Here is a 16,732-nt window from a genome sequence, read left to right as displayed (position 1 = left end):
TGGAAAGAGGTGACTATGCTTGGGCAGGATGCCGGCTGGTGGCGATCGCCAGGCAGAGGGCCACGATCTCGTCGGCCATCTGGGCCAGGCTGCGACCGATGCGGCCATAGAGCCGGAAGGTCGCGGCCTGGACCACGGCACCGACGATGACCGCGGTCAGCAGGTCCGGGTCCCAGCCGGTGACGGTGCCCGCCGCAACGGCATCGCGCACCATGCGGGCCAGGAGGTCGATCGGGTTGGCATCGCCGTCGGCGACCGCATGCAGGCCGCCGTGCTGGGTCAGCAGCAGAAACTTGAACAGGGTGGCATCCTCGCTTTCGAGGCGGCACACCAGGCGGATGGCCGCTTCGAGCTTGCCCGGAAACGACGCCTGCCCCGCCATCGCGTCGGCGATTCGCCCGCCATAGGCGGCATAGCCCTCGGTGAACAGTGCCGAGACCAGCGCCTCGCGCGATTTCCAATGGACGTAGATCGTACTGGGACGGATGCCGACCGCCTCGGCGATGTCGCGCAGCGACACGGCATCGACGCCGCGGTCGACGAACAGCAGCAACGCCGCCTGCCTGATCTTTTCCTTGGTCGGTCGTCCATCCCGCACGAGTATCAAGTCTCCATAAATGAACGATCGTTCGTTCATTTATGGAGACTACCGATCGGCCGCCACCAAGTCAAGCCGTAAACTCTCGGTTGCCGGTTCGAAAGCCTGTCGTTGCGGCTGCGACCTGCCCCTTGTTCCGGCGCAATGCTCCAGGCACCATGGCGCCCGGTTGCGACCGGCAGTCGAATGCCGGGCGCGCAGGTTGGATGAGGAACGAGACGAGCATGGAAACGCCCGATCCTGGGTTCAAATTCGGCGACGGACGGATCAGCGGATATACCTCGCTCTCCATCGGATTGCTCAGCATCCTCGCGGTGTTGTGCCTGCGCTTTCCGGCCCTGCTGACGACGCCTGAGCTGCGCCCGCACTACGACATGGGCTTCCTGCGCCTGACCCTGGCGCTGGCCATGGGCTGCGCCACCTTCCTCGGGCTCGTGACCTTCATCATCAACCGCCGCAAGCGGCTCGGCGCTGCCGGCATCTGCGCGGTGCTGCTGGCGCTGCTGCTGGGCGGGCCCTACGTGCCGTACCAGGATTTCACCCAGGGGCCGAACTACATCGGCCTCGACTGGTTGGTGCTCGATCTGTTCTTCACCGGATCGGCCTTCATCCTGCTGGAACGGATCTTCCCGCGCGTCGTGCCGGAACAGCCGGTGTTCCGCCAGGGCTGGAAGCTCGATCTCGCCTATTTCGGCGTCAACCACCTGCTGATCGGCATCTTCCTGGTGGTCTCGACCCATTTCGCCCACGGCCTGTTCGGCTGGGCGGTCAACGGCTGGGTCCAGGGGCATGTCGAGCGCCTGCCCGGCTTCGTGCGCTTCCTGCTGGTCATCCTGGCGGCCGACGCGGTCGAATATATCACCCACCGGGCCTACCACGAGGTGCCGTTCCTATGGCGCTTCCATGCGGTCCATCATTCGCCGCAGCACATGGACTGGCTGTCCGGCTCGCGCCTGCACGTCTTCGAGATCCTGGCGACCCGCTCGACCATCCTGGTGCCGATCTTCCTCCTGGGCTTCCCCCAGGACACGATCTTCGCCTACATCATCTTCGTCTCGATCCAGGGCGTGCTGATCCATTCCAACATCGCGATGGATCTGGGCTGGCTGCGCTACGTGATCGTCACGCCGCAGTTCCACCATTGGCACCATGCGTCGGACGAGGAAGCGCTGGACCGGAACTACTGCGCCCACACCCCCGTGCTCGACCTGCTGTTCCGGACCTATCACCAGCCGAAGGAACGCTGGCCGCAGCAGTACGGTACGGTGAAGCCGATCCCGGGCAACTTCTTCCGGCAGTTCCTCTACCCGTTCAGCGGGCCGGTGGAACTGCTGATCGAAAAGCGGCGCGTGGGGCGCTAGCAGCCGCTCAGTGCCGGTCGCCATAGACCGGCTGGCCCAGCCGGTCGACATAGGCGATGCCGATCGCCGACAGGATGAACACCACGTGGATGGCGGTCTGCAGGATGACGCCGGCCTGGGTGTACCCGGTATTGTCGGGCGATCCCAGATTGCCGACGCCGATGAAGGTGCGCAGCAGGTGGATCGACGAGATGCCGATGATCGCCATGGCCAGCTTGATCTTGAGCGCGCCCGCGTTCACATGGTCGAGCCATTCCGGCTGGTCCGGGTGGCCTTCGAGCCGCAGGCGCGAGACGAAGGTCTCGTAACCGCCGACGATGACCATCATCAGCAGGTTCGAGATCATGACGACGTCGATCAGGCCCAGCACCAGCAGCATGATCTGCTGCTCGTCGAACACGGTCGCGTGGGTGACCAGGTGCCAGAGTTCCTTCAGGAACAGCACGACATAGACGCCCTGGGCGACGATGAGCCCCAGATAGAGCGGCACCTGCAGCCAGCGGGAGCCGAAGATGACGACCGGCAGGGGCCGCAGAGCGGGGCGTCGGTCGGGCAGCGGCGCGTCGCCGGACGGGATCATGACGGTACTTTCCTGAACGAGAGTTGGGCCGGCAGCACCTGTGCGGCGCTCCCATCGTGCCGCCGTTCAGGCCCGATGGCCATGCTTTCGCGAGGAAATCCCATGGATGTGGAGAGAATAAGGCGCGAGCCGTCGGGCTAGCCCGGTGACGTGCCGACGTTCGCTCTCAGCGACATCCAAGGCAGTTCATCGCCCACCCTATCCCGTTGCCGATACCCCCGTCCTTTTCCGAGAAGCGATAGCGGAACGGGACTTGTGAACTCTTGGATGGATCGATTGATCAGGTGCCGCCGGCGGTCGGCCGATACTTGACCTACGACAAGCATCGGGTCATTGTATGAAATTATTCATATAATAGAGCAATCCATGCTCGATCGCCTTCATATCGCCGACACCGGCATCCCGATCTACATTCAGCTGCGCGAGCAGCTGCTGCAGGCGATCGGTGCCGGGGTTCTGCTGCCCGGCGCGCAATTGCCGACCATGCGGCAGGTGGCGGTCGCGCTCAAGATCGATCTCAACACGGTGCAGCGCGCCTATGCCGAGCTGGAGCGCGACGGCGTGCTGGTGACCACGCGCGGGCGCGGCACCTTCGTCGCCACGCCACCGCCGCCGCTCGACCCGGTGCGCCACGACCTGGAAGCCCAGGCGCTGGCCGCCAAGACCATCGCCGCCGCCCGCGCGGCCGGGCTCGACCCGGCGCTGATCGCGCGCGCGATCCTCGCCACTCTGGAGCAACCGACATGAGAAGCGTGAACGCGCCCGCGACCCTGCTCGCCGGCCTGCTGCTGGCCGCGGGCATCGCCAGCATCGTCCTCCTGCGCCTGTTCGTGGTCGGCGTCCCGCTGATCCTGCTCGCCGTCCTGGTGCCGCAGAGCCTGATGATCGCCGACCAGTGGGAAAAGGCGGTGGTGCTGCGCCTGGGTCAGCTCAAGGGCATCAAGGGTCCCGGCTGGTTCTTCATCGTGCCGTTCATCGACCGGGTCACCGTGGTGATCGACCAGCGCATCCAGACGACCGAGATCAATGCCGAGCAGGCGCTGACCAAGGATACGGTGCCGGTCGGCGTCGATGCCATCGTGTTCTGGCAGGTCCATGACGCCGAGCGCGCGGCACTGGAGATCACCGACTACATGCGTGCCATCCAGCGCGTCGCCCAGACTTCGCTGCGCGAGACGATCGGTGCCTCGCTGCTGTCGACCCTGCTGGCCGAACGGCGCGCCGCGGACGAGCGGCTGAAGCAGGTGATCGGCGCCAAGACCGCCGAATGGGGCGTGTCGTGCCTGTCAGTCGAGATCCGCGACGTGGCGATCCCGATCGGGCTGCAGGACGCCATGAGCCGGCAGGCCCAGGCCGAGCGCGAGAAGGAAGCGCGCATCATCCTGGGCTCGGCCGAGGCCGCGGTCGCCGAACAGTTCCTGGCCGCAGCCAACACTTATGCCGGCAATCCGGCCGCCCTGCAGCTACGCGCCATGAATATCATCTATGAGACGACGAAGGAGCGCGGCGCCACCATTCTGATGCCGACGTCGATGGTCGACGCGATGAACCCGGCGGTCGCGGTGGCACTGAGCCAGGCCGCGAAAGCCGGCTGAGCGGGCGTGGTCAGGTCGGCGACGCCAACGGGATGGTGGCGTCGATCGCGTCACCCAGCTGAAAGCGCCGGACGTCGGCCTGCATCACCCGGTCGCGGCCGGCGGATTTGGCGCGGTAGAGGCCGGTATCCGCCGCCGCAACCAATTCGTCCGACGTTTCGCCGTCCTGCGGTACCATGCCGGCCAGCCCGATGCTGACCGTCACGACGCGCTGCGTGCTCGCAGCATGGGGAATCGCCATGTCGCGCACCGCCGCCCGGATCTTGTAGGCGACCTCGAGCGCGCCCTCGGATGACGTGCCGGGCAGGCAGAGCAGGAATTCCTCGCCGCCGTAGCGAGCCGCCAGATCGGCCGGGCGACGCGTCGCCTCCACCAGCACTGCTGCAAGCCGCCTCAGGCAGGCGTCGCCTTCCTGGTGGCCATAGGTGTCGTTGAAGCCCTTGAAATGATCGACGTCGATCATCAGCACCGAGATCGGCACGCGCTCCCGGTGGGCACGCAGCCACTCCATCGCCAGCGCCGCGTCCAGGTGGCGCCGGTTGAACAGACCGGTCAACCCGTCCCGGCCGGCCAGATCGCGCAGCGCCGCGTTCGCGACGGCGAGCCGGCTGTAGAGTCGCGTTACGTCGTGGAACAGCGAGATCATCACGGTGAGCGAGGTGAAGACGCTGCCGAATTTGGCGAGATACCAGCCGAGCGAGAACCGCTCGGATCCGCAATAGGTCAGCCAGACGTCGACGCAGGCGGCGACCATGCCGACCGTCAGCCAGACCTGTTCCGGCGTGCGGGCGCGAAGCCGCGCTACCGCCACGGTGGCGATCACGAGCAGCGCCAGGATCGAGAGCGGCATGGATGCGGTCCAGCCGGAAAACAGCGTCTGGTCGTCGCGCAACGTCGCCGGCAACTGATCGATCCAGACCGTCGAAATCAACGCTGCCACCAGGACGAGAGCCAGCACCACGGCGATCGGCATCAGCACCGACGACCCGCCGGGCGCCGGCCGGGCGAGCGTCGCATAGCGCAGAATCGCGAGGCCGAACCCCAGATGCCAGCAGCACCAGAGCCAGACGGCGCTTTCCGCCGTACCGATGACCGGGTTCGGCATGAAGCCGCCTGGAAAGGCCGCAGTCAGGGGCACGAAGATCGCCGCGATGAAGAAATATGCGGTGCCCAGGCGAACGGCGTCCTCGCGATCCTCGATCGCGCCCTTGCTGAACAGGAACGCCGCCAGCAGCAGGTTGATGACGATCATCGCTGCGCCGAACGCGGTCATGTAGCCCGGTACCGCCGGCAGCGGCAGCCTGGCAAAGGGGGTCGCGAATGCGGCCGTCAAGACCAGGGCGATGCTGATGCCGACCGCAACCATGTATTGTCGGCGGCTTACGCGCTCGCCCGACATTGCTGACGGGGCGCCCAATGGTTGAAAAATCGCCTCGGACGACATGGCAGGGCCCGCTCCCCAGTCTATGCGGGCACTCTACTATGAAACCCGTCTATTAAATTGATTTAAAAATGCTATTATCAAAAAAATTTATTTCATTATTCGCCTGTCAAAGTAGGCTCGCGGCGATATTGACGCTGAAGGCGAGAATTACCGTATTGAAAAAGAAAGTAAGGATGGCGTGGGCCAGCGTCAGGCGGCGCATGCCGGTGGTCGTGACCGCGATGTCTGACGTCTGGGCGGTCATGCCGATGGTGAAGGAATAATAGGCAAAGTCGAGATAGCTCCAGGCCTTGGCGTTGCCGGGAAAGGCGAAGCCGCCGCGGGCCGCCGGCTTGCCGCCGCCCTCGGACGTGTTGCCGTAGAATTCATGGGCGTAATGCACCGTGAAGACCGTATGCAGGAAGAACCAGGACACCAGAATGGTGAAGACGCCGAGCGCCAGGTGGGGCGCCCGGTCGGCGGCCGGCAGGTCCTTGAAGTCGCCGAGCAGGCTGACGATGGCGCCGAGGCTGGTCGTGGCCGCGCCTGCGCACATCAGCAGGATAACCCAGCGGCTCTCGTCGTCGCCGCGGGCATGGGCGCGGATATGCGCCGTATCGGCCCGCATCATCATGAGCCAGGCCAAGGCCAGATAGAGCCCCGCCGCCACGTCCCAGCCGGCGATCATGCGCAGGCTCAGCGGCCATGCGGCCGGCAGCAGCAAACCGACGACGATGCCAAGGCCCGCAGAGGCGAGCAGCCGCGGCTGGCGGCGCAGAAAGTCGAACATTCAGGTCGGCTCCGATGGTTCTGAGAGGAGACGCGGCTCGCATGGTCGCGGTCGCGGGCATTGAAGCGCCCGACCCGCCGGTGCTAGGGTCCGGACCGACGTGTCATGGGGTGCCTTCGGATCGTCCGGCGGCTGAGATCATACCCACAACACCTGATCTGGGTCATGCCAGCGAAGGGATGCACGAGATGCAGAACGCTCATCCGCCGAATTCGTCCGCCTCGCCCCCCTCCGTCGCCATCGTCGGCGGCGGCGTCATCGGCCTGTCGCTCGGCTGGCGGCTGGCCCAGGCCGGCTGCCGGGTCACCCTGGTCGAACGAAATCCCGAGACCGGGCGCGGCGCGTCCTGGGCCGCGGCGGGCATGCTCGCCGCCGGTATCGAGGCGGAGCCGACCGAGGAGCCGTTATTCGCGCTCGCCCGCTGGAGCCAGTCGCTGTGGCCCGGCTTCGCCGCCGAGCTAGAAGCCGCCTCGGGCCTGCCCGTCGGCTATGACGCGACCGGCACGCTCGTCTGCGCCTTCACCCGCGACCAGGCGGAAAAGCTGCGCCACGGCATCGCGTTCCAGCGTGGCCTCGGTGGGGTATTCGACTGGCTGTCCGCCGCCGCCGCCCGCGCGCGGGAGCCGGGTCTGGCACCCAGCCTCGTCGCCGCTGCGTTCAGCCCGAACGATCACCAGGTCGACAACCGCCTGCTGGCGACCGCCCTGGCCGAGGCCTTTCGCCGCGCCGGCGGCCATCTGATCACCGGCGTGGAGGCCGCGATCGATCTGGCCGGCGCCCGCGCGGTCGGCATCGTCGCCGGCGAGACGCGCCATCCGGCCGATATCGTGGTCATCGCCGCTGGCGCCTGGAGCCGGGCGGTGCCAGGGTTGCCGGCCGCCCATCGCCCGCCGACCCGGCCGATCAAGGGCCAGATGCTGGCGCTGCGCATGCCGCCCACTGCCCCGCTCGTCCGCCACGTCGTTTGGGGCGGGCACTGCTATCTGGTGCCGCGCGCCGACGGCCGCCTGCTGGTCGGCGCCACGGTCGAGGAGCGCGGGTTCGACCCGGCGATCACGGCCGGCGGGCTGCTGGGCCTGCTCGACGATGCCTGGCGCACCGTGCCCGGCATCGAGGAATTGCCGATCGACGAGACCTGGGCCGGGTTCCGGCCGGGCTCGCCGGACGACCAGCCGATGCTGGGCGCGACCGGCATCGACGGGCTGCTGGTCGCGACCGGCCATCATCGCAACGGCATCCTGCTGACGCCGGCCACGGCCGCGGCGATGGCCGAGATGATCCTGACCGGCCGGACGCCGGATCGGATCCGATCGTTCGGGATCGCCCGCTTCGAAAAGGAACCGCGACCATGACCGGGATAATTCAGGTGAACGGCGCCGAACGCCCGCTCGATGCCGATACGGTTGCAGCGCTGGTCGCGACCCTCGGCGTGGCGCCCGACGCGCGCGGTGTCGCCGTGGCGCTCAACGGCGCGGTCGTGCCGCGCACCCGCTGGGCCGAGGCAACGCTCGCGGCCGGTGATCGGATCGAAGTCATCCGCGCGATGCAGGGCGGCTGAAAGGAAATGGACCTCATGGAAGATCGCTTCGAGATCGCCGGCATTTCCGTCGGCTCGCGCCTGCTGATGGGCACGGCCGGCTATCCCAACCGGACGAGCCTGATGGCGGCCCTGGCAGCCGGCGGGGCCGAGATCGTGACAGTGTCGGTGCGCCGGATCAGCCTCGACGGCTACGAGGGCAGCCTGCTGGAAAGCCTGGGCGACCGGTTCCGCCTGCTGCCCAATACCGCCGGCTGCGCCACGGTGCGCGACGCGGTGCTGACCGCCGAGCTGGCGCGCGAGGCGCTCGGTACGAACTGGGTGAAGCTGGAGCTGATCGGCGACCGCGACACGCTCTATCCGGACGTCGAGCAACTGGTGCTGGCCGCGACCGAACTGGTCGACAAGGGCTTCGCGGTGTTTCCCTACACCAACGACGATCCGATCACGGCGCGCAAGCTGGCCGACGCCGGCTGCGTCGCCGTCATGCCGCTGGGCAGCCTGATCGGCTCCGGCAACGGCATCGAGAACCCGCGCGCGATCGAGCGCATCTGCGCCCGCTCAGCCGTCCCGGTCATCCTCGACGCCGGCATCGGCACCGCGTCGGACGCGTGCCTGGCGCTCGAACTGGGCTGCAGCGCCGTGCTGGTCAACACCGCCGTCGCCAAGGCGAACGACCCGCGCGCCATGGCGGCGGCGCTGCGCCACGCCGTCGAAGCCGGCCGTCTCGCCCATGCGGCCGGCCGCATCCCGAAACGCGACTTCGCCGAGGCCTCGAGCCCCCAGCTGGGACTGATCGGGGCTTAGACGAACGACACGGCCGGCAAGGTCCGGCGCCGCATGATTTCTGCCATCACCCCCGCGCACCCGGCCTAAGGCGACATGCTGACACCGTCGAGCCGCATGATGCCGTCGGGCAGCGGCTTGAAGCCTTGCAGCTTCGCCTTGGCGGCATAGAGCCAGAGCGTGTGGTACAGATAGACGATCGGCAGGTCGTTCTGCAGGACCGCGACCGCCTTGGCATAGGCCGGCTTGCGCACGGCCGGATCGGGCGTGGCGCGTGCCGTGGCAAGTGCCGCCTCCAGGCCCTGGCTGCAATAGTGCCCGTCGTTGCCGGCGGCCCCGCAGCCGAGCAGCGGCGCGATGTTGAGATCCGGATCGACCCGGCCGCTCCAGGCGAGCAGATCGGCCTGGAAATCGCCGCGCCGGGCGCGGTCGAGCAGGGTCACGAACTCGCTCTGCACCAGGTTCACGGTGATGCCGGCCTCGGCCAGCATGGCCTGGATCATCTGGCCGATCTGGGCGCGCACCGGATCGGTCGGGATGATCAGTTCCAGCGTCACCGGCCCGACGCCGGCCGACGCCAGCGCGGCCCTGGCGCCGGCCAGATCGCGCTTGGGCACCGGAAAGGCCGCGTCGTAATAGGGCGACCCCGGCGGGAACGGCTGGTTGCCGGCCAGGAATCGGCCGTCGAACGCCACCTGGTTGATCGCGTCGCGGTCGATCGCCAGGCTGATCGCCTTGCGCACCGCCGCTGATTTGCCGGCTGGATTGTCCGCCTTGGCGCCGTTTGCGACGTTGAACGTCATGCCGCTATAACCGAGGCCGGTCTCCTCGAAGCCCTGCAACGTCTTGTCGGCCTTGACCTGCGCCATGTCGGTCGGCAGCACCTGTTCGATCAGGTCAAGTTGCCCGGAACGCAGGTTGGTGAGCCGCACCGACGTGTCGGTGATCGGCACGAACACGATCCGATCGAACGCGTAGTCCTTGGCCCGCCAATGGTCGGGGTCGCGCTCCAACGTGATGTGATCCTGCACGACCCGTTCGACGAAGCGATAGGGGCCGACGCAGACCGGATGCTGGGCGAATTGCGCGCCGGCCTCGGTTGCGGCCTTCGGGCTGACCATCATGCCCGGCCGGTCGGCGAAGGCGGCGAGCAGCGGCACCGACGGTTTGGCCAGATGGATCGTGACGCTGAGCGGCCCGGTCGCGTCGACCGACTGGATCACCTCGATCTCGCTCTTGCGCCGGCTGCCCGGCATGGTCAGCTCCCGCTCCAGGCTGAACTTGACCGCCGCGGCGTCGAACGGCGTGCCGTCCTGGAATTTCACATGGTCGCGCAAGGTCAGCGTCAGGGTCTTGGCATCGTCCGACCAGTGCCACTCGGTCGCCAGCATCGGCACCAGATTGAGGTTGGCATCGATGTCGACCAGCTTGTCGCACATCGACTGCAGCACGTGCCGGCCGACGTAGGTCCAGTTCTGCGCCGGATCGAGGCTGTCCGGGTCGTCCTGCAGGCCGATACGCAATTGCGAGGCCGCCTGGGCGGCGGATGGGGCCGCGAGCGCCAGCAGGAACAGGGTCGCAATCGACCGAAGACGCATCATTCTAGAGCCCTGCCAGGAATTGCCGGATCGCCGCCGTCACCTCGGCCGGCCGTTCGACCGTGGGAATATGGGCGGCTTGGGTAATGACCGTCAGCCGCGCGCCGGCAATCGCCGCCACCAGCGCTTCGGCCGCGGCGGGCGGGGTCGAGACGTCCTGGTCGCCGACCAACACCAGGGTTGGGCACGCGATTGCGGCGAGGCCCGACGCGGTGTCGCCGTCGCGCACGGCGAAAGAGGCGGAGATATAGGCCTCGGCCGGCATGCGCAGCAGCATCGCGCCGAAACCGCGGGCGATCGCCGGCGACCGGGCGATCAGATCCGGCGTGAACCAGCGCCCCAGGATCATGTCGACGACCGACGCCATGCCGTCGGCCCGGATGGTGGCGGCACGATTGTCCCAATTGCTCTTGGGACCGATCAGGCTGGCGGTATCGCCCAGCACCAGCGAGCGCACGCGCCGGCCGTGCACGATGCCGAGCGTCTGGGCGATCATACCGCCCAGCGACACGCCGGCCACATGGGCGCGCTCGACGCCCAGCGCATCCAGCAGGCCGACCGCGTAGCGAGCGAGCAGGGCCAGCGAATAATCGCCTGCCGTTCCCTCGCTCAGGCCATGGCCGCGCAGGTCGTAGGAAATCACGCGGAAGGCATCGGCCAGCGCCTCGGCCTGGGGCGCCCACATTTCCAGCGCGGTGCCCAGCGAATGGATCAGCAGCAGCGGCGGCGCATCCGCCGGACCGTCGATCCGGTAGTGGACCGACAAACCGTCGACCAGAACGAACGCCATGACGCGACCTCCCTTGCGCCGTCGTTCCCGCGGCGGGAATGACGATCTCGATCCATTTGACCAGCGGGCCCCCGCCCTTGTCGAGGGTGATGGCGATTGACAATAGTTATGCTCTTAAACTGAAATGTTCGACAATGAGGTCATCCGGACGCATCATCCGGGAAACGAGGGGGGACCGGATGGAGGACGAACTCTACGCGCGCGGCATGGCGGTTCGTCGCGCGGTGCTGGGCGATGCCCATGTCGACCGGGCCAGCCAGAAGGTCACCGATTTCGATCGCGACTTCCAGGAACACATCACCCGCCATGCCTGGGGCGCGATCTGGGATCGCCCGGGCCTCGACCGCAAGGTGAAGCACCTGCTGACCATCACTCTGATGGCGGCACTGGGTCACGAGGAAGAACTGGCCATGCACATTCGCGCGACCCGCCAGACGGGGGTCACCGCCGACGAGGTCAAGGAAGCCCTGATGCATGTCGCCGTCTATGCCGGGGTGCCGATGGCGAACAGCGCCGTCCGCATCGCCAAGGCGACCTTCGCCGAAATGGAGCAGCAGTCATGAGCGACGTTTTCAACGACGTGCCGGCTGGGACGCATCCGGCCTATGCCTCGCCCGAATACAAATCGACCATGTTGCGCGCGCCGTCGCGGCCGCTCGTCCGGCTGCCCCAGACGCTGACCGAGGTCACCGGCCCCCGCCCCGGCGCCGAAATCGTCGGGCCGACCCACGCCGACTTCACCAGATGCGGCGGCGGCGAGGCGATGGGCGAGCGCATCATCGTCACGGGCCGCGTGCTCGACGAGGACGGTCGCCCGGTGCCGAACGCCGTCCTGGAGATCTGGCAGGCCAACGCTGCCGGGCGCTACAACCACCCGGTCGACCAGCATGACGCCCCGCTCGACCCGCATTTCGAAGGCAACGGGCGCGTGACCACGGGCGTGGACGGCAGCTATCGCTTCCAGTCGATCAAGCCCGGCGCCTATCCGTGGGGCAACCATCACAATGCCTGGCGGCCGAACCATATCCATTTCAGCCTGTTCGGTCCCGGCGTCGCCACGCGGCTGGTCACGCAGATGTATTTTCCGGGCGATCCGCTGCTGGCGCTCGACCCGATCTACAACTGCATTCCGGACGCCGACGCCCGTGCCCGCCTGATCTCGCATTTCGACATCGACGTGACCCAGCCGAATTATGCGCTGGGCTACCGCTTCGACATCGTCGTGCGCGGCCGCCATGCGACCCCGATGGAGAATTGAGATGCCCGGTTTGACGAGTTCCCAGACGGTCGGACCCTATTTCCACCTGGGCCTGATCCGTGACGGGCAATCGACCCTGGTGCAGGCCGGCACGAAAGGCGAGCGGATCGCGATCAAGGGCCTGGTGACCGACGGACCGGGCATGCCGGTCACCGATGCGATGATCGAGATCTGGCAGGCGAACGCGGCCGGCCGCTACGATCATCCGACCGACACCCAGGACAAGCCGCTCGACCCGGCATTCCATGGTTTCGGCCGCGCGGCTGTGGACCAGACCGGGCATTACCGGTTCGAGACGATCCGGCCCGGCGCCGTGCCCGGCCGTGGCAACGCGCTGCAGGCACCGCACATCGCGGTGACGGTCTTCGCCCGCGGCTTGCTGCTGCATCTGAACACCCGGCTCTATTTCGCGGGCGAGCCCCTCAACGACGCCGACCCGGTGCTGGCGCTGGTCCCGGACGAGGCGCTGCGCCGGACGCTGATCGCGACGCCGGTGGCCGGGGCCGCGATCCCGACCTACCGTTTCGACATCCGCCTGCAAGGTGACGGCGAAACCGTGTTCTTCGAGATCTGAGATGACGCTCAACCCCGCCGATTCCTCCGTCTTCGGCGGGCTGTTCGGCACCGACGAGATCCGGGCGCTGTTCGACGACCGGCGGCGCCTGGGCTTCATGCTCGAGGTCGAGGTGGCGCTGGCCCGCGCCCAGGCGGCGCTCGGCATCATCCCCTCCGAAGCCGCGAGCGCCATCGCCGCCGCGGCCGACCCGGCTGCATTCGACCTCGTCCAAATCCGCGCCGAGACCGAGAAGGCGGGCCAGCCGGTCATGGCGCTGGCCAAGGCCCTAACCCAGGCGGCGGGCGCCGAGGCCGGACGCTGGGTGCATTGGGGCGCCACAACGCAGGACATCACCGACACCGCGCTGGTCCTGCAACTGCGTACGGCGCTCGATCCGATCGAGCGCGATCTCATGGCGCTGATCGGGGCGCTCGCGACCCAGGCCGAGCGTCACCGGACCCTGGTCATGGCCGGCCGCAGTTTCCTGCAGCAGGCGCTGCCGGTCAGCTTCGGCTACAAGGTCGCCGTCTGGCTCAGCCCCCTGCTGCGCCACATCGAGCGCCTGCGCCAACTGAAGCCCCGGCTGCTGCAGGTGCAGTTCGGCGGCGCCGTCGGCACATTGGCGTCGCTCGGCGACCAGGGCCGCGCGGTGACGGAACGGCTGGCGGCCGATCTGAGTCTCGCCTGCCCGATCGCCCCCTGGCACGGCGCCCGCGACGGCATCGCGGAACTGGGCGCGTGGCTCGGCCTGGTCGCCGGCAGCCTGGCGAAATTCGCCGGCGACGTCATCCTGCTGGCCCAGACCGAAGTCGGCGAGTTGGTCGAGACCACCGAGACCGGACGCGGCGGCTCCAGCACCATGCCGCAGAAGCGCAACCCGATCCTCTGCACCCATATCGTCGCGGCCGCATCGGGCGTAGAGGCGCTAGTCCCGCTGCTGCTGGCGGCCCAGCACCATCAACTGGAACGGGCCGTCGGTCCTTGGCAGGCCGAAGCGCTGGCCCTGCCGCAGGCACTCGCGCTCACCGCCGGCGCGCTGGCCCAGGCGATCCGCGTCGCCGAGGGCATGCGGCCGGATGCCGCGCGCATGCGGGCGAACCTCGCCATCACCAACGGCCTGGTCATGGCCGAACGCGTGATGATGACCCTGGCCGACCGGCTCGGCCGGAGCGAAGCCCACCACCTGGTGCAAGCCGCCTGCCTCACCGCGATGGCCGAGGACCGGCCGCTGCGCGACATCCTGGGCGAGAATGCCGAAGTCGCCAGCCGGCTCGATCCGGCGGCGCTGGATCATTTGATGGATCCAGCCGGCTATCTGGGCGAATCGGCCGCCGTGGTCGACCGGGTGGTCGCCGCGGCGCGGGCTATGTCATCGCCCTGACCGCGATGCTGACGTGGCCGCTGCCGGCGATGGCCCCATAGTCGCCGAACCGCTCGCCCTCGTAGCGTTCCGCCGCTTCGTCGAGGCAGCCGAGGAAGGTCGCAAGCGGGCGGCCACCCATTTCGATCTGCGACGCTTGCGCATAGTTCGGCAGTGCCGCCTTGGCCGCCGCGATCTCGCCGTCGGTCAGCAGCTTCAGGAAATGCCGATCGGCCGCGAGCGCCGCTTCGGGCGGCCAGGCTTGCGGCCCCCGCACCATGCGGGCGGCGAAGGCCGTGCTGGCGATGAACACGACCCGGCGTCCGAGCTTCTGCGCGGTGTCGCGGATCAGGCCGCCGAGCCGGATGCCCTCGTCCAGCGACGCCATCAGGCAAGTGCTGAGCCGCACGACCGGCAGGCGATTGTGCGGATCCAGCAGGTGCAGCGGCACGGCGCTGCCGTAATCCCAGGCCAGATCGGCCTCCGGAGCGGCGCTCGCCGGCATGCCTGCCGCCTGAATGCTTTCGATCAACGCCTCGGCAAACGCCGGGTCGCCGGCACGATCATAGGGCAATTCCAACGTCCGGCTCGCGTCGGGATCCCGGCAGATGCCGCGATGACGCGCGGCCCCGGAAACGAACCACAGGAACGGCGTCGCCCAGTGGGAGCTTTGGACGACCAGCAGGTCCGGCTCGAGCGCGCACACGGCGGCACCCAGCGCCTGAGCGCCGGCCAGGATGCCGTGGGCGTATTTCGGGATATCGGTCGGGTCGACCAGTTTGGGGCTGTGCGGCGTGACCACGCTCGCGAGCAGGCGACCGGCCATGAGCGGGTGGCTACTCGGCTTCTTGACCGTTCAGCCGGCACAGCAGGCGCAGCAGGGTCTGCCGTTCCTCGTCGCTGAGCGACGTCGTCACCTGACGTTCGTGATCGCGCACGACGCCCTTCAGGCGCGTGATCAGCAGCTGACCGGCCCGGCTCGGCACGACCGCGTGGGACCGCCGGTCGGCCGCCGATTTCTCGCGGGCGACCAGGCCGCGGGCTTCGAGCTTGTCGAGCATCGGCACCAGCAGCGAGCGGTTGCTGCCGATCGCCTTGGCGAGCGCGTTCTGATTGAGGCCGGGATTGGCGCCGACCAGCACCAGCAACCCGAATTCCCCCGGCGAGACGTCGAGTTCGTCGAGCCGCTTCAGGAAGGAATTGAACACGCGCACCTGGGCCCGACGCAGCTGGTAGCCGAGCAGTTCCGGCAGGATGTCGAGATCGATGTCGGCCCGGCTCAATTGGAACAGCTCGGCGGCCTCCGCAGGCACCGTCGCCTTGCTCTTTTCCGCCTTGCGCACGGCTCCGGTCATCGGTCGCCCCGATCGTTCAGCACCGGAACGATCTTAGGGGCTTGTCCTGCGGAACCGCAAGGATCGGCTCAGGCTACGGCCTCGGTCGTAGCTCAGGCTACGGCCTCGGTCGCGCGCAGCAGGCCCTTCAGTTCCGGAATGCAGGAACCGCAATTGGTGCCGGCCTTGAGCGCCGCGCCGATCTCGGCAACGGAGGCGAGGCCCTCGGTCTCGATCGCCCGGCGCAAGGTGTCGAGGCCGACCGAAAAGCAGGAGCAGACGATCTTGCCCGTGCCCGGGGCGGTCTGGGCCGCACCGGCCAGCACGCCGACGCGCGACCCGTCCGAGACCCGCTCGCCCAGCAACGAGGCGATCCGATCGCGTACCGGTACGACCGCACCGCCGGCCCGCGACAGGATCAGCCAGGCTTCGAGCCGGCCATCGACCAGCAGGGCGTAGCGATAGGTGCCGCGCCGATGATCGAGCGCTTCGAGCCGTTCGGAACCGCCTGGCGCCGTCAGCAGGGTTGCGACGAAATCCTCGAACGCCGGTCCATCGGGCAGCGCGTTCCAGCCCGCGAGTTCATAGGCATGGCCGCGGGCGATCGGCACTCGTGCCCAATAGAACCCCTCGGGCAAGGCGTCGGCATCGCGCCGCAGCAGCAGGCCGCGCCATTGGGTCGGCAGCGGCCGGAGCGCCGCCGCGGTCGCCTTCAGTTCCGGCTGACCCGACACCGGGTCGGTCGCCCCTTGCACCAGCCGGTCGATCGGCCCCGACGAGGCGAACGCGTCGGTCCAATGCATGGCGGCGAACAGGTCGCCCGGCCGCTGGTCCAGGCTGGGCTCGGCACGCAAGACCGCCTCGCCGTCGGCCGTCGTCACCCGGACCAGGTCGCCGGCATCGAGGTTGAGCCGGGCGGCATCGTCCGGATGCAGCGTCAGGCGCGGCTCGTCCAGATGGCTCATGAGCCGCGGCACCAGACCGGTCCGGGTCATGGTGTGCCATTGGTCGCGGATCCGGCCGGTGTTGAGCAGGAACGGAAAGGCCGCGTCGACCACCGCCTGCGGTCGCCGGAACCGCACCGGCACGAACCGTGCCTTGCGGTCCGGCGTGAAGAACCCACCGTCGGCGAACAGCCGGCCACCGGCGGCGCCTTCAGCCGGGAC

The 16,732-nt window shown here is 68.1% G+C and carries 19 protein-coding genes and 1 riboswitch; of the genes, 10 read left to right on the top strand and 9 right to left on the bottom strand.

The genetic code is table 11. The features are described from left to right. Nucleotides 1-13: 13 nt before the first annotated feature. Nucleotides 14-598, bottom strand: a complete 585-nt coding sequence (locus VGV37_RS02970) for a TetR/AcrR family transcriptional regulator (protein WP_326878122.1) — start codon at nt 596-598, stop codon at nt 14-16. A gap of 224 nt (nt 599-822) precedes the next feature. Between VGV37_RS02970 and VGV37_RS02965 the strand changes: the two genes are divergently transcribed. Continuing rightward, nucleotides 823-1,959, top strand: a complete 1,137-nt coding sequence (locus VGV37_RS02965) for a sterol desaturase family protein (RefSeq protein WP_326878121.1) — start codon at nt 823-825, stop codon at nt 1,957-1,959. A 7-nt stretch (nt 1,960-1,966) separates the two neighbouring features. Here the strand turns inward: VGV37_RS02965 and VGV37_RS02960 are convergent, their stop codons facing one another. Beyond that, a complete protein-coding gene (locus tag VGV37_RS02960) occupies nt 1,967-2,539 on the bottom strand; it encodes a TIGR00645 family protein (protein ID WP_326878120.1) in 573 nt (190 codons plus the stop codon). A gap of 366 nt (nt 2,540-2,905) precedes the next feature. Here VGV37_RS02960 and VGV37_RS02955 point away from each other — a divergent pair, with 366 nt between their 5' ends. Further along, nucleotides 2,906-3,286, top strand: a complete 381-nt coding sequence (locus VGV37_RS02955; RefSeq protein ID WP_326878119.1) for a GntR family transcriptional regulator — start codon at nt 2,906-2,908, stop codon at nt 3,284-3,286. After that, on the top strand, nt 3,283-4,134 hold the full coding sequence (locus tag VGV37_RS02950; protein WP_326878118.1) for an SPFH domain-containing protein: 852 nt from the start codon (nt 3,283-3,285) through the stop codon (nt 4,132-4,134). The genes VGV37_RS02955 and VGV37_RS02950 overlap by 4 nt, the downstream gene beginning before the upstream one ends. 10 nt (nt 4,135-4,144) lie before the next feature. Here VGV37_RS02950 and VGV37_RS02945 read toward each other — a convergent pair whose 3' ends face one another. Together VGV37_RS02945 and VGV37_RS02940 are read right to left on the bottom strand one after the other, a co-directional pair. Further along, nucleotides 4,145-5,500 (bottom strand): GGDEF domain-containing protein, encoded by a 1,356-nt coding sequence (locus VGV37_RS02945; RefSeq protein WP_326878117.1) that lies wholly within the window; start codon nt 5,498-5,500, stop codon nt 4,145-4,147. 184 nt (nt 5,501-5,684) lie between these two features. Continuing rightward, on the bottom strand, nt 5,685-6,347 hold the full coding sequence (locus VGV37_RS02940; protein ID WP_326878116.1) for a DUF1345 domain-containing protein: 663 nt from the start codon (nt 6,345-6,347) through the stop codon (nt 5,685-5,687). A 96-nt stretch (nt 6,348-6,443) separates the two neighbouring features. Further along, nucleotides 6,444-6,545, top strand: a riboswitch (TPP riboswitch). Between VGV37_RS02940 and thiO the strand changes: the two genes are divergently transcribed. The 3 genes from thiO (at nt 6,536) to VGV37_RS02925 (ending at nt 8,691) form a co-directional block, all read left to right on the top strand. Beyond that, nucleotides 6,536-7,699, top strand: coding sequence for a glycine oxidase ThiO (thiO, locus tag VGV37_RS02935; protein WP_326878115.1), 1,164 nt, complete (start codon nt 6,536-6,538; stop codon nt 7,697-7,699). Its footprint overlaps the riboswitch before it by 10 nt. After that, nucleotides 7,696-7,905, top strand: a complete 210-nt coding sequence (gene thiS, locus VGV37_RS02930) for a sulfur carrier protein ThiS (protein WP_326878114.1) — start codon at nt 7,696-7,698, stop codon at nt 7,903-7,905. The genes thiO and thiS overlap by 4 nt, the downstream gene beginning before the upstream one ends. A 15-nt stretch (nt 7,906-7,920) precedes the next feature. Continuing rightward, a complete protein-coding gene (locus VGV37_RS02925; RefSeq protein WP_326878113.1) occupies nt 7,921-8,691 on the top strand; it encodes a thiazole synthase in 771 nt (256 codons plus the stop codon). A gap of 65 nt (nt 8,692-8,756) precedes the next feature. Here VGV37_RS02925 and VGV37_RS02920 read toward each other — a convergent pair whose 3' ends face one another. Both VGV37_RS02920 and pcaD read right to left on the bottom strand, forming a co-directional pair. After that, nucleotides 8,757-10,271: an ABC transporter substrate-binding protein gene (locus tag VGV37_RS02920; RefSeq protein WP_326878112.1), complete on the bottom strand. Its 1,515-nt coding sequence runs from the start codon at nt 10,269-10,271 to the stop codon at nt 8,757-8,759. A gap of 1 nt (nt 10,272) precedes the next feature. Further along, nucleotides 10,273-11,058, bottom strand: coding sequence for a 3-oxoadipate enol-lactonase (gene pcaD / locus VGV37_RS02915; RefSeq protein WP_326878111.1), 786 nt, complete (start codon nt 11,056-11,058; stop codon nt 10,273-10,275). Between the two features lie 179 nt (nt 11,059-11,237). On the opposite strand from pcaD, the gene pcaC reads away from it, so the two are divergent. The 4 genes from pcaC to pcaB are packed head-to-tail and all read left to right on the top strand — an operon-like array spanning nt 11,238 to nt 14,253. After that, nucleotides 11,238-11,621 (top strand): 4-carboxymuconolactone decarboxylase, encoded by a 384-nt coding sequence (pcaC, locus tag VGV37_RS02910; protein ID WP_326878110.1) that lies wholly within the window; start codon nt 11,238-11,240, stop codon nt 11,619-11,621. Further along, nucleotides 11,618-12,316 (top strand): protocatechuate 3,4-dioxygenase subunit beta, encoded by a 699-nt coding sequence (gene pcaH / locus VGV37_RS02905; protein WP_326878109.1) that lies wholly within the window; start codon nt 11,618-11,620, stop codon nt 12,314-12,316. The genes pcaC and pcaH overlap by 4 nt, the downstream gene beginning before the upstream one ends. Before the next feature lies 1 nt (nt 12,317). After that, on the top strand, nt 12,318-12,890 hold the full coding sequence (gene pcaG / locus VGV37_RS02900; protein WP_326878108.1) for a protocatechuate 3,4-dioxygenase subunit alpha: 573 nt from the start codon (nt 12,318-12,320) through the stop codon (nt 12,888-12,890). 1 nt (nt 12,891) lies between these two features. Next, a complete protein-coding gene (pcaB, locus tag VGV37_RS02895) occupies nt 12,892-14,253 on the top strand; it encodes a 3-carboxy-cis,cis-muconate cycloisomerase (RefSeq protein ID WP_326878107.1) in 1,362 nt (453 codons plus the stop codon). On the opposite strand, the gene VGV37_RS02890 is transcribed toward pcaB, so the two are convergent. From VGV37_RS02890 to VGV37_RS02880, 3 genes are all read right to left on the bottom strand, one after another. Further along, nucleotides 14,237-15,058, bottom strand: a complete 822-nt coding sequence (locus tag VGV37_RS02890; RefSeq protein WP_326878106.1) for a hypothetical protein — start codon at nt 15,056-15,058, stop codon at nt 14,237-14,239. The genes pcaB and VGV37_RS02890 overlap by 17 nt on opposite strands. Nucleotides 15,059-15,068: 10 nt before the next feature. Beyond that, nucleotides 15,069-15,587, bottom strand: a complete 519-nt coding sequence (locus VGV37_RS02885) for a MarR family winged helix-turn-helix transcriptional regulator (RefSeq protein WP_326878105.1) — start codon at nt 15,585-15,587, stop codon at nt 15,069-15,071. A gap of 92 nt (nt 15,588-15,679) precedes the next feature. Further along, nucleotides 15,680-16,732: molybdopterin dinucleotide binding domain-containing protein (locus tag VGV37_RS02880; protein WP_326878104.1), on the bottom strand; the 1,053-nt coding region annotated here is incomplete at its 5' end.

The sequence above is a fragment of the Aliidongia sp. genome, from assembly GCF_035943795.1.
Classification (GTDB): domain Bacteria; phylum Pseudomonadota; class Alphaproteobacteria; order ATCC43930; family CGMCC-115725; genus Aliidongia.
Note: the sequence above shows the minus strand (reverse complement) of the source record. Positions and strands in the feature narration are given on the sequence as shown.

Coding starts and splice junctions, on each gene's coding strand:
- VGV37_RS02965 (WP_326878121.1), top strand. CDS start 823: ATGGAAACGCCCGATCCTGGGTTCAAATTCGGCGACGGACGGATCAGC.
- VGV37_RS02960 (WP_326878120.1), bottom strand. CDS start 2,539: ATGATCCCGTCCGGCGACGCGCCGCTGCCCGACCGACGCCCCGCTCTG.
- VGV37_RS02955 (WP_326878119.1), top strand. CDS start 2,906: ATGCTCGATCGCCTTCATATCGCCGACACCGGCATCCCGATCTACATT.
- VGV37_RS02950 (WP_326878118.1), top strand. CDS start 3,283: ATGAGAAGCGTGAACGCGCCCGCGACCCTGCTCGCCGGCCTGCTGCTG.
- VGV37_RS02945 (WP_326878117.1), bottom strand. CDS start 5,500: ATGGTTGCGGTCGGCATCAGCATCGCCCTGGTCTTGACGGCCGCATTC.
- VGV37_RS02940 (WP_326878116.1), bottom strand. CDS start 6,347: ATGTTCGACTTTCTGCGCCGCCAGCCGCGGCTGCTCGCCTCTGCGGGC.
- thiO (WP_326878115.1), top strand. CDS start 6,536: ATGCAGAACGCTCATCCGCCGAATTCGTCCGCCTCGCCCCCCTCCGTC.
- thiS (WP_326878114.1), top strand. CDS start 7,696: ATGACCGGGATAATTCAGGTGAACGGCGCCGAACGCCCGCTCGATGCC.
- VGV37_RS02925 (WP_326878113.1), top strand. CDS start 7,921: ATGGAAGATCGCTTCGAGATCGCCGGCATTTCCGTCGGCTCGCGCCTG.
- VGV37_RS02920 (WP_326878112.1), bottom strand. CDS start 10,271: ATGATGCGTCTTCGGTCGATTGCGACCCTGTTCCTGCTGGCGCTCGCG.
- pcaD (WP_326878111.1), bottom strand. CDS start 11,058: ATGGCGTTCGTTCTGGTCGACGGTTTGTCGGTCCACTACCGGATCGAC.
- pcaC (WP_326878110.1), top strand. CDS start 11,238: ATGGAGGACGAACTCTACGCGCGCGGCATGGCGGTTCGTCGCGCGGTG.
- pcaH (WP_326878109.1), top strand. CDS start 11,618: ATGAGCGACGTTTTCAACGACGTGCCGGCTGGGACGCATCCGGCCTAT.
- pcaG (WP_326878108.1), top strand. CDS start 12,318: ATGCCCGGTTTGACGAGTTCCCAGACGGTCGGACCCTATTTCCACCTG.
- pcaB (WP_326878107.1), top strand. CDS start 12,892: ATGACGCTCAACCCCGCCGATTCCTCCGTCTTCGGCGGGCTGTTCGGC.
- VGV37_RS02890 (WP_326878106.1), bottom strand. CDS start 15,058: ATGGCCGGTCGCCTGCTCGCGAGCGTGGTCACGCCGCACAGCCCCAAA.
- VGV37_RS02885 (WP_326878105.1), bottom strand. CDS start 15,587: ATGACCGGAGCCGTGCGCAAGGCGGAAAAGAGCAAGGCGACGGTGCCT.